This is a genomic window from Glycomyces salinus (genome assembly GCF_016428645.1).
Lineage (GTDB): Bacteria > Actinomycetota > Actinomycetes > Mycobacteriales > Micromonosporaceae > Glycomyces > Glycomyces salinus.
In genome coordinates, this window is sequence record NZ_JAELXW010000024.1 from 14,943 (window position 1) to 30,046 (window position 15,104).

The window sequence follows — 15,104 nt, forward strand, 5'->3', positions numbered from 1 at the left end:
CCAGCAAGGTGGGGGCGCTGGAACACGGCGGTGTTTCGTACGGGACGACGTCGGCCCGAAAGAATGCAAAGTGTCAGACGAGTGTAATGCATAGCTCATCTTCAGGACACCCGCGTCCTACGATACGAGCAGCTAGAAACGTCGAAGCAGATAAATCGCGCTCGATGGGCGCAATCGCCGCGCAATCGCGATGTAACCGATATTCGAAACCCCCACAGGCCCGCAGCGGTCTTGCGGAGGGCGGTTAGAGTGTTCGAATTCGCACGGCGCCCGAACCGTGAATGAGGCACCCCCCGCATCGCGACTCAGCCGAGCCATGTGAGTGCATCAAAGGTACGCATCCAAGGAGCAGTTCGACAATGACCTATCCCCCACCCGGCGGCACCCCGCCGCCTGGCTTCGGCCAGCAGCCCCAGCAGCCGGGCTATCCCCAGCAGCAGGGTGGGTACAACCCACAGCAACCCGGGTACGGCGCACCCCAGCAGCCCGGCGGCTACACTCCGGCCGCTCCGGGCGGGTACAACCCGGCCGGAGCCCCGGGCGGCTACCAGCAGCCCGGATACGGCGGACCGGGCGCTCCGCCCCCCGGGCCTGGAGCGCCCCCGCCGATCCCGCCGCCCTCGGGCGGCGGCAACGGCGGCTTGGTCGCGAAGATTCTGGGCGCGGTCGGTTCGATCGTGCTGATCGCGGTCATCGCGCTCGTGAAGGTCTTCGTGTTCGACTCCGACGACGGCGGCAACAACGACTACGCCGGCGACACCACCCTCTCCAGCGACGAGGAGGAGGCGGCCGAGCAGGCCGTCGAGGGCGACTGCATGCCGCAGAACTACGGCAGCGGCGACGGCGAGGAGATCGTCGTCGACTGCGGCGACGAGCTGGCATTCTGGACCATCACCAAGGTCGACAACGACGCCGCGGTCTCGATCACCGCCGGCGACGTGACCGACTTCCAGGACGCGGTCGACATCTGCGGCGAGAACGTCTACGCCCGCATCCCCGGCGAGGTCTGGCTCGACTACAACTTCGTCGAGCTCGAGGGCACCACCGAGCAGTTCTTCTGCCTGGAGGCGATCCAGGAGGAGAACGTGGACGGCCAGCTCCCCAAGGTCCCGACCACCGGGGAGTGCTTCGACGACGCCGCCGACTGGTGGACGGTCGACTGCTCCTCGGCGACCGCGATCGGCGAAGTGGTCGACGCCATTCCGGTCAGCCCGCCCGAGCAGGACATGAGCCAGTCCGACGCCCAGGGACTGGCGGGGCAGTGCTCCGGCGGCGAGGTCTACTGGCAGATCGAGGACCAGCTCGGACGCACCGGCGGCATCCTCTGCGGCAACGAGCTCTAGCGAGCGAGAACCACTGGGCCGCTCCGGCTTCGGCCGGGGCGGCCTTTCTCGTGGCGCGGGTGGTCGCACGGTCCTCTTATGATGGGAGGCAGGCCCCCTGCCCGGTGAGCAACGGAGAGACCAATGAGCTACCCACCTCAGAACCCCTACGATCCGAACCAGCAGCCCGGGTTCGGCCAGCCCACGCCCGAGAACCCCCGGCACTTCACCACCGACTCCGACCCGTATTCGCGGCCCGACCCGTACGGGCAGAGCCCCTACGGCGGCGGCCCGCCGATGAGCGTCCAGCCCGGCAGCGTCCCACCGAGCGTCCCACCGGGCCCGCCGCCGGCGCAGGGCTTCCAGACCGGGCAGGCGTTCCAGCCCCACCAGCCCGCTCCGCCCCCGCCCAGCGGCTCGTCGAACACGCCGCTGATGGTGACCATCCTGGTCATCGTCGTCGCGCTCGCCATCGGCGGCACCGTGATCGCCACGCTGGTCGGCGGCGACGACGATGAGACCGACATCGCCGACGACACCACGACCGGCGAAGCCACGACCGCGGCCGAGGAGACCACCGAGCCTTCGCCCGAGCCGACCGAGGACGAGACGACCGACGGCTACGAGGCCGAGTACCGCCCGCCCGAGGTCGACGAGTGCATCGAGAACGTCGACTCCGGCTTCTACGTGGTCCCCTGCGACGCGGAGGAGGCCTACTGGATCGTCCTCCACATCGAGCAGAACCCGGACGACCCGGACCCCGACGACTCGGCGCACAGCACCGCCGGGCACAACGTGTGCAAGGACTACGACTACACGACCTTCTACTACACCGACACCGCGCTGGCCGCCGGCCGCGACTGGGATCCCGAGATCGACTCCATCACCGCGATCTACTGCATGCGCGAGGTCGACGGCTAGAGCCATAGCGCGGTTACGATCGAGCCATGTCGCTGCGCACCGATGAGGTCGACCTGTTCGAGGCCGCCAGGGATCGCCTGGGGGCCATCGCCTACCGGCTGCTCGGCTCGGCGGCCGAGGCCGAAGACGCCGTGCAGGAGGCGTTCCTGCGCTGGCAGGCCGCCGACCGGGACCTGGTCGAGGTGCCCGAGGCGTGGCTGACGAAGGTCCTGACGAACCTGTGCCTGAACCAGCTCACCTCGGCGCGCGCCAGGCGCGAGACCTACGTCGGGCAGTGGCTGCCCGAGCCGGTCCTGGACGGCGACCCGATGCTGGGCCCGGCCGAGACCGCCGAGCAGCGCGAATCGGTCTCCCTGGCGATGCTGCGGCTCATGGAGCGCCTCTCCCCCAATGAGCGGGCCGTCTACGTCCTGCACGAGGCGTTCGGCCACACGCACCGCGAGATCTCCGAGGTCCTCGACATCACCGAGAACGGCAGCCAGCAGCTGCTCAGCCGCGCCCGCAGGCATGTCGCCGCCGGCAGGGTCCGCGCCGAGGTCGACCGCGACGCGGCCCGCGAGCTGGTCGAGCAGTTCCTGGCCGCCGCGGCCACCGGCGAGACCGAGGCGCTGGTGAAGCTGCTGGCCGAGGACACCATGGGCATCGGCGACGGCGGCGGCAGGATCCCCGCCCGCAAGCGCCCGGTGCTCGGCGCCCTGGCGGTGGCGAAGTTCCTGCGCGGCCTGTTCAAGCCCTCCGAGGCCAAGCGGGCGATGATCGGCGGCTCGCCGGACGTGTACCCCGGCCTCGCCAACGGGTCCCCGGCCCTGCTCGTCGTGGTCGACGACCGGGTGGTCTCGGTGATGGCCCTGGAGGTCGTCGACGGGCGGGTCGCGGCCGTCCTCAACCAGGCCAACCCCGACAAACTGGCCCGCGCCACCAGGCAGTGGGCCGCGGACGGACCACACGGGGAGCCGCTTCTCGCCCACTGGTGAGGACATGTGACTGACTTCACAACAAAGAACGGTCAGCTTTTACGGCGTCATCCGGTTCAGGGAGCGAACACGCTTAGAACGGGAGCACGCCATGAAGCACCGCATCGTCGTCCTCGGGGCCGGATACGCCGGAGCCAGCGCCGCCGGGCGCCTGGCCCGCCGCCTCCACTCCGGCGACACCGATATCACCCTCGTCAACGCCGAGCCCGACTTCGTCGAGCGCGTCCGCATGCACCAGCTCGCCGCCGGGCAGGACCTCAAGCCCCGGCCGCTGGCCGACATGTTCGACGGCACGGGAGTGCGGCTTCGCCTGTCCCGCGTGACCGCCGTGGACGTCGAGCGCAAGACCGTCGCCCTCGACGACGGCGAGCTGGACTATGACACGCTCGTGTACGCCCTGGGCAGCGCCGCCGCCGACCACGGGGTTCCCGGGGTCGCCGAGCACGCCCACGACGTGTCCGGCCGCGCCTCGGCCCTGCGGCTGCGCGACCGCCTCACCCGCATGGACGCCGGCGGGACCGTCACCGTCGTCGGCGCCGGCCTGACCGGCGTCGAGGCCGCCAGTGAGATCGCCGAGTCCCGGCCGGACCTGCGGGTGGCCATCGTCGCCCGCGGCGGCTTCGGCGACTGGCTCTCGCCCAAGGGCCGACGGCACCTCAAGGGCGCGTTCGACCGGCTCGGCGTGGCCGTCCACGAGCACGCCGACGTCACCCGCGTCGAACCCGGGACCGTGGTCACCGCCGACGGCCGCACCGTTCCTGCCGAGGCGGCGGTGTGGACCGCCGGTTTCGCCGTCCACCCGATCGCCACCGCCACGGGCCTGGAGACGGCCGAGTCCGGTCAGATCGTCGTCGACCGGACCATGCGCTCGGTCTCGCACCGCGACGTCTACGCCGTCGGCGACGCCGCGCTGGCCGAGGGCCCGGGCGGCCGCCCGCTGCGCATGTCGTGCGCCTCGGGTACACCGACCGCCTGGCAGGCCGCCGACGCCATCGCCGCGCGCCTGACCGGTCGCAGGCTCCCCAAGGTGCCGATCCGCTATTTCAACCAGTGCATCAGCATCGGCCGCGAGGACGGGCTCATCCAGTTCGTGACCGCCGATGACCGCGCCAAGCCGTACGTGCTCAAGGGGAAGAAGGCCGCCCGCTACAAGGAGGCGATCTGCAAGGTCGCGGCCTGGGGCGTCGCCAACCCGACCCTGGGAATGCCGGCCCGCCGCCGCCACTTCGCGCACGGCGGCGCCGAGGCCGCCGTCGCCGCCTGAGAGGCCAGTGGCCCGCGACACAAGCCAATGGTGTCAGGAATTCGGGCGCCGCCCCGTTCAAGGGGCGAGCGAACCAGAAGGAGAGACACCATGAAGCACCGCATCGTCGTCCTCGGGGCCGGATACGCCGGAGCCTACGCCGCCGGCATTCTGGCCCGGCGTCTCCACCCCGAGGACGTCTCCGTCACCGTCGTCAACGCCGAGCCCGACTTCGTCGAGCGGATGCGGCTCCACCAGATCGCCGCCGGACACGACCTGAAGCACCGGCCGCTGGACGACATGTTCGACGGCGCCGGGGCCCGGTTCCGGCTGGGACGGGTCACCGCCGTGGACGTCGAGCGCCGCACCGTCGCCCTCGACGACGGCGAGCTGGCCTACGACACCCTCATGTACTCGCTCGGCAGCACCGCCGCCGACCACGGCGTGCCGGGCGTGGGCGAGCACGCCTTCCACGTCGCGGGCCGGCCTTCGGCGCTGCGCCTGCGCGAGCGCCTGCACCGCATCGGCGACGGCGGGAACGTGGTCGTCGTCGGCGGGAACCTGACCGCGATCGAGGCCGCCACCGAGTTCGCCGAGTCCCTCCCGGGACTGCGGATCAGCCTCGTCACCACCGGCGAGCTGGGCGGCTGGCTGGGCCCGGCGGCCCGCCGCCACCTGCTGCGCGCGTTCGACCGGTTCGGCATCGACGTCCACCAGCACACCGCCGTCGAGCGAGTCGAGGCCGGGCGGGTGGTCGCCGACGACGGCACCGCCTTCGACTCGGAGGCGACCGTGTGGGCGGCCGGTTTCGCCGTCCACCCGATCGCCGCCGCCAGCGGCCTGGAAGTGGCCGAGAACGGCCGGATCGTCGTCGACCGCACGATGCGCTCGGTCTCGCACCCGGAGGTCTTCGCCGCGGGCGACAGCGTCCACGCCATCGGGGACAACGGGGAACCGCTGCCGATGTCGTGCGCCTCGGCCGGCTACACCGGCATCCAGGCCGCTGCCGCGATCGTCGGGCACCTCACCGGCCGCAAGATCGCCGAGAGCTCGCTGCCGTACGTGGGCAACCACATCAGCCTCGGCCGCAAGGACGCGATCTTCCAGATGGTCGACGGCCGCGCGCGGTCGAAGTCCTGGGCCCTGCGCGGCCGGGCGGCCGCGGGGCTGAAGAACGGCATCCTCAACACGGCCGGATGGGCCGTGGGGCACCCGACCTACGGGATGCCCAAGCGCAGGCTCCGCGCCGTCGCTTTCGGACACGCCGTCGAGGAGGTCGCCGCCTAGAGTGGGACGGGTGTCGATGGACCGCGCCGCCACCGAGCGCTTCGAGGCCAGCCGCGACCGGCTGGCCTCGTTGGCCTACCGCCTGCTCGGCTCCGCCGCCGACGCCGAGGACGCCGTGCAGGACGCGTTCCTGCGCTGGCAGGCCGCCGACCGGGACCTGATCGAGGTGCCCGAGGCGTGGCTGACCAAGGTCGTCACCAACCTCGCCCTCGACCGGCTCCGGTCGGCGAAGGTCCGCCGCGAGCGCGCAGTGGGCGCCTGGCTGCCCGAACCGCTGCTCGACGGCGACCCGATGCTGGGCCCGGCCGAGACCGCCGAGCAGCGCGAATCGGTCTCCCTGGCGGTCCTGCTGCTGCTGGAGCGTCTCCCACCGGTCGAGCGGGCCGTGTACGTCCTGCGTGAGGCGTTCTCGTACAGTCACGCCGAGATCGCCGGCATCCTCGACATCACCGAGTCGGCCAGTCAGCAGCACGCCCACCGGGCCCGGCGGCACATGGGCGCCTCGCGCCGCGCCGGTGCGGTCGACCGCACCGATGCGCGCCGGATCGTCGAGGCGTTCCTGGACGCTGCCATGTCGGGGCACACCGAGCGGCTGGTCGCGCTGCTCACCGAGGACGCCAGCGCCATCTCCGACGGCGCGGGCCTGGCCGACAAGCTGATCGAGCTGTCGACTCCGGAGCGGGTCTCCGCCGCGGCGCGGGGCGCGCTCAAGCCCTCCCCCGGCAAGCTGGCGCGGATCGGCGGCTCCCCGGCGCTGTACGCCGCCCTGGTCAACGGCGGCCCGGCCGTGATCGCCGTGCTCGGCGACCGGGTGGTCGGCACGGTCGTGTTCGAGGTCCGCGACGGCAGGATCGCGCGCGGGATCGGCATGGCCTCCCCGGCCCGGCTCGGGCGCGTCACCGAGCAATGGCGGCGGCAGGACCACGACGAACCCGTCGTCCACTCCTGGTGACCAGCGTCACCACCGGCCGCTGTCAGGTTTCGCGGCCCTGTCCGGTTCAGGGTGCACACCCACCCGAACGGGAGCGAAGCCATGAAGCACCGCATCGTCGTCCTCGGCGCCGGATACGCCGGGACCAGCACCGCCAACAGCCTGGCCAAGCGGCTCCACCCGGACGACTTCGAGATCACCGTCGTCGACGCCGAGACCGACTTCGTCGAGCGCATCCGCTACCACCAGCTCGCCGTCGGCCAGCGGATCGAAGCCCGGCCGCTGGCCGAGCTGTTCGAGGGCACCGCGGTCCGGCTCCGCGTCGACCGCGTGACCGGGATCGCCCCTGAGCGCCGCACCGTCGCCCTCGACGGCGGCGAGCTGGACTACGACACGCTCGTGTACGCGCTCGGCTCGACCGGGAGCCTCGCTGACGCGCCCGGCGCCGCCGAGCACGTGTTCGAGGTCGGCAGCCGGGCCGGGGCCCTGCGGCTGCGCAAGCGGCTCGACGCGCTCGGCCCCGCCGACGAGGTCCTGGTGGTCGGCGGCGGACTGACCGGCATCGAGGCCGCGACCGAGATCGCCGAGGCGCGCCCCGACCTGGCGGTCGCGCTGGCCGCCCGCGGGGAGTTCGCCGCCGGTTTCACTCCGGCCGGGCGCCGCTACCTGAGACGGGCCTTCGACGAACTGGGCGTGACCGTCCACGAGCACACGAGCGTCGAACGCATCGGAGCCGCCCTGGCGATCACCGACACCGGACGGGCGCTGCCGAGCGCGGCCACCATCTGGTCGGCCGGGTTCGCCCACCACCCGATCGCCGCCGCCGCGGGGCTCGCGACCGACGAGGCGGGCCGGATCGAGGTCGACCGGACCATGAGGTCGGTCTCGCACCCGAGCGTGTGGGCGGTCGGCGACGCCGCCCTGGCGCCCGGACCGAAGGGCAGTCCGCTGCTGTCCAGGTGCGCTTCGGCCCTGCCGGCCTCGTGGCAGGCCGCGGACGAGATCGCCGCGGACCTGACCGGGAGCCGCCGCCACCGCATGCCGGTCTTCTTCGTGCAGCAGTGCGTGAGCCTGGGCCGAGAGCGCGGTCTGATCCAGGCGGTCTCCACCGACGACCGCCGCCCCCGCAAACTGCTCATGACCGGCCGGACCGGGGCCCGGTACAAGGAGATGATCTGCCGGTTCTCGCTGTGGTTGACGGCCCATCCGCTCCCGTTCGGCGCCGGACGGCGCCGCCGCGCGAAGCGGGTCCGGCAGGCCGCGTCCGTTTAGGGGGCGACGATCCTCGGGTGCAGATCCTCGGCGGGCGGCTCCCAGGAGTCCACGTCCACCGGGGTCTGCTCGCCCGAGCGGATGTCCTTGATCTGGTGCTCCTCGCCGGGGAAGAGCACGAACGGGATGCCGCGCTTGTCGGCGAACTTGATCTGCTTGCCGAACTTGGCCGCCGAGGGCGAGACCTGGGTGGGGACGCCGCGCTCGCGCAGCCGCCGGGCCAGCGCGTTCGCCTCGCCGCGGCCGTCCTCGTCGGCCAGGGCCACCAGGACGCAGGTGGGGACCTCGCGGGTGGCGTCGAGCGCACCGGAGCTCAGGAGCGGCACCAGCAGCCGCGAGACGCCGATCGAGATGCCGACCCCCGGGTAGGTGTTCTTGCCGTCCGAGGCGAGCGTGTCGTAGCGGCCGCCCGAGCAGATCGAGCCGAGCTGTTCGTGCCCTTCGAGGACGGTCTCGTAGACGGTGCCGGTGTAGTAGTCCAGGCCGCGGGCGATCTTCAGGTCGGCCACCACCAGGCCGGGCGCCTGGTCGGCGGCGGCTTCGACGACGGCCGCGAGCTCACCGAGGCCCTCTTCGAGGAGCGGGTCGGTCACTCCGAGCGCCTTGACCCGGTCGACGAACGAGGTGTCCTCGGAGCTGATCTCGGCCAGCTTCAGGCACGCCTCGGCCTGCTCGGGAGTCGCCTCGACCTGATCGATCAGGAGCTTCTGGACCGCCTCGGGCCCGACCTTGTCGAGCTTGTCGATGATCCGCAGCGCCTCGTCGGTGTCGTCGATGCCCAGGCCCTGGTAGAAGCCCTGGCAGAGCTTGCGGTTGTTGACGTGCATCCGCACCGGCGGCAGCGGCAGCCCGCGCAGGGCGTCGGCGATGACTAGCGGGATCTCGACCTCGTAGTGGGCCGGGAGCTCGTCGCGGTCGACGATGTCGATGTCGGCCTGCCAGAACTCTCGGAAGCGGCCCTCCTGCGGGCGCTCGCCCCGCCAGACCTGCTGGATCTGGTAGCGGCGGAACGGGAAGTTCAGCTTCCCGGCGTTCTCCAGCACGTAGCGGGCGAAGGGCACGGTCAGGTCGAAGTGGAGGCCGAGCCCGGCGTCGCCGCCCCCGGAGTCGGCCTGGAGGCGGCGCAGCACGTACACCTCCTTGGAGGTCTCGCCCTTGCGAAGCAGCTGGTCCATCTGCTCGACGGCGCGGGTCTGGACGTTCGCGAAGCCGTGCAGCTCGAACGCGCGGCGGAGGTGGTCGACGACCTGCTGCTCGACGATGCGCTGCCGGGGCAGCAGTTCGGGGAAACCCGAGAGCGGCTGGGGTCGTGGCATGGATGTCTCCTGATTCGAAGTTCGAGCTCGATGCGAATACTGCGGCGCGGTTCAGCGATGGGCCTGGGCGACCTGGCGCAGGTACGGGTTGGAGGCGCGCTCGGCGGCCATGTCGGTGCGCGGGCCGTGGCCGGGCAGGATCCGGACCTCGTCGGCCATCGGCAGGACCTTGCGCTCCAGGCTCTCCCACATCTTCGTCGCGCTCCCGCCGGGCAGGTCGGTGCGCCCGATGGCCCCGGCGAACAGCACGTCGCCGGTGAGCGTGTAGGGCGTGGCATCGCGCGCGGCGGTGTGGAACATGATCGAGCCCTCGGTGTGGCCGGGGGCGTGGTCGACGGTGAACCGCATCCCGGCCAGTTCCAGGGCGGCCCCGTCGGACAGGACCTCGACGTCGTCGGGCTCGGTCCATTCCAGTCCGGTGCCGAACATGGCGCTGGTGCCGGGCCCGAAGCCGAGGGTCGGGTCCTGGAGCAGGTGGGAGTCGTCGGAGTGGATGAAGGCCGGCACGTCGCTGGCGCCGCACACCGGCGTCACCGAGAAGGTGTGGTCCAGGTGCCCGTGCGAGAGCAGGACGGCGACGGGCTTGAGCTTGTGCTCGGCCAGCGTCTCCTCCAGGCGGGGCGCGATGCCGATGCCGGGGTCGACCACGACGCATTCGGAGCCTCTGGAAGAGGCCAGCACGTAGCAGTTCGTGCCGAACGCGTCCGCCACCAGCGTCTCGATGAGCACCCGCTTTCCCTCCTTCGCCGCGCCTCAGGATACACCGGGTAGGCACGGTCATGACACCGACGGAGCCTCGATACACTCCAATTCCCATAAACCCCCTTTGCAAGCATTGGTTGATCGAGGAGGCCCCGCAGTGCCCGCCAAGTCGAAGCACATGGAGCGGCGCAAGCAGCGCATCGCGAACGCGAAGAAGAACGCGCGTCTGGCGGGCAAGATCCGCCGCCGCCGACAGCTCCAGGCGCTCCTCGGGCTGGTGGTGATCGCCGCGGTCCTGACCCTGGGCTATCTGTGGCAGACCGGGTTCTTCGACGACCCCGAGCCCCCGGCCGAGGACATGCCGACCGAGGATGTGATCCCGACCGACCAGATGCCCACAGACCAGCTGCCCACCGAGGAGGCGACCGACGTCCCCGAGGACGACGCCAGCGAAGCCCCCGGCGAAGAGACGACCGAATAACCCTTCAAGCGACGAAATTCTAAGGAGAACCGACGGTGGCGTCGAAACAGGCACAGCGCATGGCCGCCCGGGCCCAGCTCCAGCAGCGCATGGCGCAGAAGGCCGAGCAGGAACAGAAGCGCCGCACGGTCCTGTGGGCCACAGGCGGCGTCGCCGCCCTGGTGGTACTCGCGCTGGGCGCCTGGATCGTGTTCTCGGTCGTCGGCGGCGACGACGGCGACGGCACCGAGGCCGCCTCGGACTCCGAGACCGAGGGTTCCGATGAGGCCGCGGGCGAGGACGCCGCGGGCAACGACACCCCGATCGAGGACACCGTCGCCACCGCCGAGGAGGCGGCAGCCCGCTGCGAGGGCGTCGAGCCCAGCGGCGAGGGCGAGGTCGCCGAGACCAGCGGCAGCCCCGACGGCCAGCCGGCCACCGACGTCTACCTCGAATGCATGTCGATGACGGTCCCCGACGCGTCCGAGACCGCCGACTGCGTCTACACCCCGACCACCGGCTCCGAGGTCCCGCCGACGACCGAGCCGGGCGCCGGAACCCAGGAGATGACCATCGTCTCCAACCTCGGCACCATCACCGCCGACATCGACACCGCCGCCGCCCCCTGCACCGCCGGTTCCTTCACCTACCTGGCCGGCCAGGGCTACTTCGACGGCTCGCAGTGCCACCGGCTGACCACCGACGGCATCTACGTCCTCCAATGCGGTGATCCTGACGCGCGGGGCGCGATCGAGGCCGGCTCTCCCCAGATGGCCGGACAGGGCGGCCCCGGCTACCAGTACGCCGAGGAGAACCTGCCCGACCAAGGCGAGAACAACTACCCGGCCGGGACCATCGCCATGGCCAACGCCGGGCCCGGGACCACTGGCAGCCAGTTCTTCATCGTCTACGACGACACCACGCTGGGACCGGACTACACCGTCCTGGGCCAGATCACCTCGGGCCTGGACATCGTCGAGGAGGTCGCCGCCGCGGGCGCAGTGTGATGCACACGCCCGGGCCCGAGGGCGCCCCCGGCTACGATGGAAACCTAAGCTTGATGAGCAGCGAGCGAATCGAGTTAGAGGAGGCGACGGTGGCGACCGAACGAGCCGCGGGATCCGGCGGCAAGACCGCGGGCGCCGGGACGAAGGCCTCCGATCAGGAGGCCGCCCCGGTCGGACCGCCCACAGGGCGGCGCATGCGGGCGAGGCTGGCGCGATTCAACGCGCCCTGGCAGTCCTCGACCCTGCCCGAGGTGCTGGAGCCGCTGGTCGCCACGCACCGGGCGGCGCACCCGCGCGCCGACGTCCGACTCCTCGAGCGGGCCTATTCGCGGGCCGACGACCTGCACTCCGGCCAGTTCCGCAAGTCCGGCGACCCCTACATCACCCACCCGCTCGCGGTGTCCTCGATCCTGGCCGAGCTGGGCATGGACACCAACACGCTGGTCGCCGCGCTGCTCCACGACACCGTGGAAGACACCGACTACACCCTCGACGAGCTCGAGGACGAGTTCGGCGGCGAGGTCAAGCTGCTGGTCGACGGGGTCACCAAGCTCGACAAGGTGAAACTCGGGGACGCCGCGAAGGCCGAGACCATCCGCAAGATGGTCGTCGCCATGGCCAAGGACCCGCGGGTCCTGGTCATCAAGCTGGCCGACCGGCTGCACAACATGCGCACCCTGACGTTCCTGGCCCCCGAGAAGCAGGAGCAGAAGGCCCGCGAGACGCTCGAGATCCTCGCTCCTCTGGCCCACCGGCTGGGCATGAACACCATCAAGTGGGAGTTGGAGGACCTGTCCTTCGCCACCCTCTACAAGAAGCGCTACGCCGAGATCGCGCGGCTGGTCGCCGAGCACTCCCCGCAGCGCGAGATGCTGCTCCAGCAGGTGACCGCGCAGGTCAAGGAGCACCTCAAGGACTCCCGCATCAAGGCCGACGTGTCCGGGCGACCCAAGCACCTGTACTCGATCTACCAGAAGATGATCGTGCGCGGCCGGGACTTCAACGACATCTACGACCTGGTGGGACTTCGCATCCTGGTCGAGTCCGAGCGCGACTGCTACGCCGCGCTCGGGGTGATCCACGCGAACTGGCAGCCGGTGCCGGGCCGGTTCAAGGACTACATCGCGATGCCGAAGTTCAACATGTACCAGTCGCTGCACACGACGGTCATCGGACCGAACGGCAAACCGGTCGAGATGCAGATCCGGACCTGGGCGATGCACCGCACCGCCGAGTACGGCATCGCCGCGCACTGGAAGTACAAGGAGACCAAGAACTCGACCGTGGCCGGTCCCCCGGCGCACATCGACGACATGGCCTGGCTGCGCCAGCTCCTGGACTGGCAGCGCGAGGCGGCCGACCCGTCGGAGTTCCTCGACGCGCTCAGGTTCGACCTGGCCTCCTCGGAGGCTTACGTCTTCACTCCCAAGGGCGACGTGATCGCGCTTCCGGCCGGCTCGACCCCGGTGGACTTCGCCTACGCCGTCCACACCGAGGTCGGCAACCGGTGCATCGGGGCTCAGGTCAACGGCAAGATCGTGCCGCTGGAGTCGCAGCTGGCCAACGGCGACGTGGTCGAGGTCTTCACCTCCAACTCCGAGAACGCCAGCCCCAGCGAGGACTGGCTGAACTTCGTCAAGAGCCCCCGGGCCCGCACGAAGATCAAGCAGCACTTCAAGAAGGAGCGCCGCGAAGAGGCGATCGAGCTCGGCAAGGACGAGCTGGCCCGCGCGATGCGCAAGCGGCGGCTGCCATTGCAGCGCATGCTCACGCACGACAACTTGACCTCGCTGGCCAAGGACATGAACCTCAAGGACGTCGAGGCGCTGTACGCGGCGCTCGGCGAGCATCACATCAGCCCCACCCAGGTGGTGCAGCGGCTGCTGGAGGTCCAGGGTGGAGCCGAGGGCGCCACGGAGGACATGGCCGAGGCCACGGCCCCGACCCAACCGGCGCGGATCGTGCCCGAGGAGCACGGCGACATCCATGTCGCCGTGACGGTCGCGGGCATGAAGGAGGGCGAGATGCCGGTGCGCCTCGCCCACTGCTGCAACCCGATCCCGGGCGATCCGATCATCGGCTTCGTGACCCGCTACCACGTGATCAGCGTGCACCGCAGGGACTGCGAGAACGCCGAAGAGCGCGTGGAGTTGCAACCGGACCGGGTGGTCGAGGTCCAATGGTCCGACCAGGACGACAAGGCGACCTTCGTGGCCACTGTCCAGGTCGAGGCCCTGGACAGGCACCGGCTCCTGGCCGATGTCACGCAGGTGCTCTCGGGCGAAAGGGTCTCGATCCTGTCGGCGACGGTGACGACCACGAGGGACCGGATCGCCTTGTCGCGCTTCACCTTCGAAATGGGCACACCGGAACACCTGGACCACCTGCTGAAAGTGATCCGAAAGATCGACGGAGTCTACGACGCCTACCGTCTAACCGGAGCCGAATCCAAGCCCTGACACAGGCTGGCGCGAGCATGTGCGCTTTGGGGAAGGACTCGTTGGAGGCTATGACGACGGGGTTCTTCTCGTCGCGGTTGGTCAGGACTTAGAAGAGCAGTTCGGCGCCGTGTCGGTCGAGTTCCATTCAGGGACGGCATGGCTCAACCGTGCGGAACCCGTGCGACATTCATGCCGCCATCACGAAGAATCGAACCAGTCCAGTTCCGCCCGAAATCCTGCATAGGAATATACATGCTCGCGAAATTCGCAAAACGTGCGACGATCGTATTCGCCGCCATGGCCGCGCTCATCATCGCCGCCTCAGGACAGGCCCAGGCCGCCGACGCCTATCTGTACTACTACGACCTCGACCACACGCGGCTCGGATACATGGTTCACCTCGATGCGGAGCCCGACAAAATCAAGGTCTGCGATACGTATGCGGACGGGTACACGGTGTCCGGATCAATCTGGGAGGGCCGCACCCAGATCGGTTCGACTGTTAGGGATGGCTCGGATGCAGGGTGCAACTACGGGACCGTACCACTGGAGAGCGGGCACACCTATGAGATGGTTCTGTGTTGGGAAGCGCCCAGGGCCGAATGTCGCTCTAGGACGATTACCGAATGATGATCGAAATCGCCTTGGCCTGGAGAGTGCCACGAGAAAGACGGGTGGCCGGGGGAAAACTCACCTTGCCGCCGGGTAGGCGTTAGCAACGCCGCAGGCTTCACAGGAGCTCCCTTCGCCCCGGGTCAGGCGGCGGCTTCCCCGCCGATTCGGTAGTCGTATTGCCAGGCGGTGTCATCGTCCTCGGTTGCGATGTAGGTGATGTCGGTATAGAGCACCTCACCGGGATGCTCGGGCACGAATTCGCGGCCGATGAAGTCGACCAGGCCCTCGGCCTCGGTGCCGGGCACAGTGGTCTTGGGTCCCGAGGTCGGGTGCACGCACTCGAGCCCGGCGGTGCGGGCCAGTCGGCGGAGGCGCCGCTCGCCGTGCCGTCGGCCCTGGCGGGCGAGTTCGGCGGTCAGCCGCCGTATCCCGTAGCGGCGCTTCTTGGCCGCGTGCGTCTCCTCGACGACCGCGGTCAACTCGGCGTCGGCCTGCTCGCGTTTCGAGGGCGGGCGGTCACGCCAGGCGTAGTAGCCAGCGGGGCTCACCTCCAGCAGCGCGCAGGCACACCGCAGCGAGACCCGCTCCGTCTCCATCAGCAGCCCGGGCTCAT

14 protein-coding genes are annotated in these 15,104 nt (G+C 70.3%); 11 read left to right on the forward strand and 3 right to left on the reverse strand.

The genetic code is table 11. The features are described from left to right. The first annotated feature begins 359 nt into the window (after positions 1-359). The 7 genes from JFB92_RS09550 (at position 360) to JFB92_RS09580 (ending at position 7,950) form a co-directional block, all read left to right on the forward strand. On the forward strand, positions 360-1,343 hold the full coding sequence (locus tag JFB92_RS09550) for a hypothetical protein (protein WP_199037457.1): 984 nt from the start codon (positions 360-362) through the stop codon (positions 1,341-1,343). Positions 1,344-1,466: 123 nt separating this feature from the next. Further along, positions 1,467-2,243, forward strand: a complete 777-nt coding sequence (locus JFB92_RS09555; protein ID WP_199037459.1) for a hypothetical protein — start codon at positions 1,467-1,469, stop codon at positions 2,241-2,243. A gap of 26 nt (positions 2,244-2,269) precedes the next feature. Then, positions 2,270-3,217 (forward strand): RNA polymerase sigma factor SigJ, encoded by a 948-nt coding sequence (sigJ, locus tag JFB92_RS09560; RefSeq protein ID WP_199037460.1) that lies wholly within the window; start codon positions 2,270-2,272, stop codon positions 3,215-3,217. A 91-nt stretch (positions 3,218-3,308) separates the two neighbouring features. Next, the gene (locus JFB92_RS09565; protein WP_199037462.1) at positions 3,309-4,481 is read left to right on the forward strand and encodes an NAD(P)/FAD-dependent oxidoreductase; all 1,173 of its coding nucleotides are present in this window, start codon (positions 3,309-3,311) and stop codon (positions 4,479-4,481) included. A gap of 90 nt (positions 4,482-4,571) precedes the next feature. Then, the gene (locus tag JFB92_RS09570) at positions 4,572-5,747 is read left to right on the forward strand and encodes an NAD(P)/FAD-dependent oxidoreductase (protein WP_199037464.1); all 1,176 of its coding nucleotides are present in this window, start codon (positions 4,572-4,574) and stop codon (positions 5,745-5,747) included. Positions 5,748-5,763: 16 nt separating this feature from the next. After that, positions 5,764-6,699, forward strand: coding sequence for a sigma-70 family RNA polymerase sigma factor (locus tag JFB92_RS09575; RefSeq protein WP_199037538.1), 936 nt, complete (start codon positions 5,764-5,766; stop codon positions 6,697-6,699). An 81-nt stretch (positions 6,700-6,780) separates the two neighbouring features. Then, positions 6,781-7,950, forward strand: coding sequence for an NAD(P)/FAD-dependent oxidoreductase (locus JFB92_RS09580; protein ID WP_199037466.1), 1,170 nt, complete (start codon positions 6,781-6,783; stop codon positions 7,948-7,950). On the opposite strand, the gene hisS is transcribed toward JFB92_RS09580, so the two are convergent. Together hisS and JFB92_RS09590 are read right to left on the reverse strand one after the other, a co-directional pair. Continuing rightward, positions 7,947-9,266 (reverse strand): histidine--tRNA ligase, encoded by a 1,320-nt coding sequence (hisS, locus tag JFB92_RS09585; RefSeq protein WP_199037468.1) that lies wholly within the window; start codon positions 9,264-9,266, stop codon positions 7,947-7,949. The genes JFB92_RS09580 and hisS overlap by 4 nt on opposite strands. A gap of 51 nt (positions 9,267-9,317) precedes the next feature. Beyond that, positions 9,318-9,995 (reverse strand): MBL fold metallo-hydrolase, encoded by a 678-nt coding sequence (locus JFB92_RS09590; protein WP_199037469.1) that lies wholly within the window; start codon positions 9,993-9,995, stop codon positions 9,318-9,320. Positions 9,996-10,125: 130 nt separating this feature from the next. Here JFB92_RS09590 and JFB92_RS09595 point away from each other — a divergent pair, with 130 nt between their 5' ends. From JFB92_RS09595 to JFB92_RS09610, 4 genes are all read left to right on the forward strand, one after another. Then, entirely contained in the window at positions 10,126-10,449 is a 324-nt protein-coding gene (locus JFB92_RS09595; protein ID WP_199037471.1) for a hypothetical protein, read from the forward strand. 35 nt (positions 10,450-10,484) lie between these two features. Further along, positions 10,485-11,435, forward strand: a complete 951-nt coding sequence (locus JFB92_RS26555) for a peptidylprolyl isomerase (protein WP_307789087.1) — start codon at positions 10,485-10,487, stop codon at positions 11,433-11,435. Beyond that, complete coding sequence (locus JFB92_RS09605) at positions 11,435-13,894, forward strand: RelA/SpoT family protein (RefSeq protein WP_372451609.1); 2,460 nt, start codon at positions 11,435-11,437, stop codon at positions 13,892-13,894. Before JFB92_RS26555 ends, JFB92_RS09605 begins: the two co-directional genes overlap by 1 nt. Before the next feature lie 234 nt (positions 13,895-14,128). Next, positions 14,129-14,506 carry a hypothetical protein gene (locus JFB92_RS09610; protein WP_199037475.1) on the forward strand — a complete coding sequence of 126 codons (378 nt, stop codon included), beginning with the start codon at positions 14,129-14,131 and terminating at the stop codon, positions 14,504-14,506. Between the two features lie 125 nt (positions 14,507-14,631). Here JFB92_RS09610 and JFB92_RS09615 read toward each other — a convergent pair whose 3' ends face one another. Next, on the reverse strand, positions 14,632-15,087 hold the full coding sequence (locus JFB92_RS09615) for an IS3 family transposase (RefSeq protein ID WP_199037477.1): 456 nt from the start codon (positions 15,085-15,087) through the stop codon (positions 14,632-14,634). Positions 15,088-15,104: the final 17 nt, after the last annotated feature.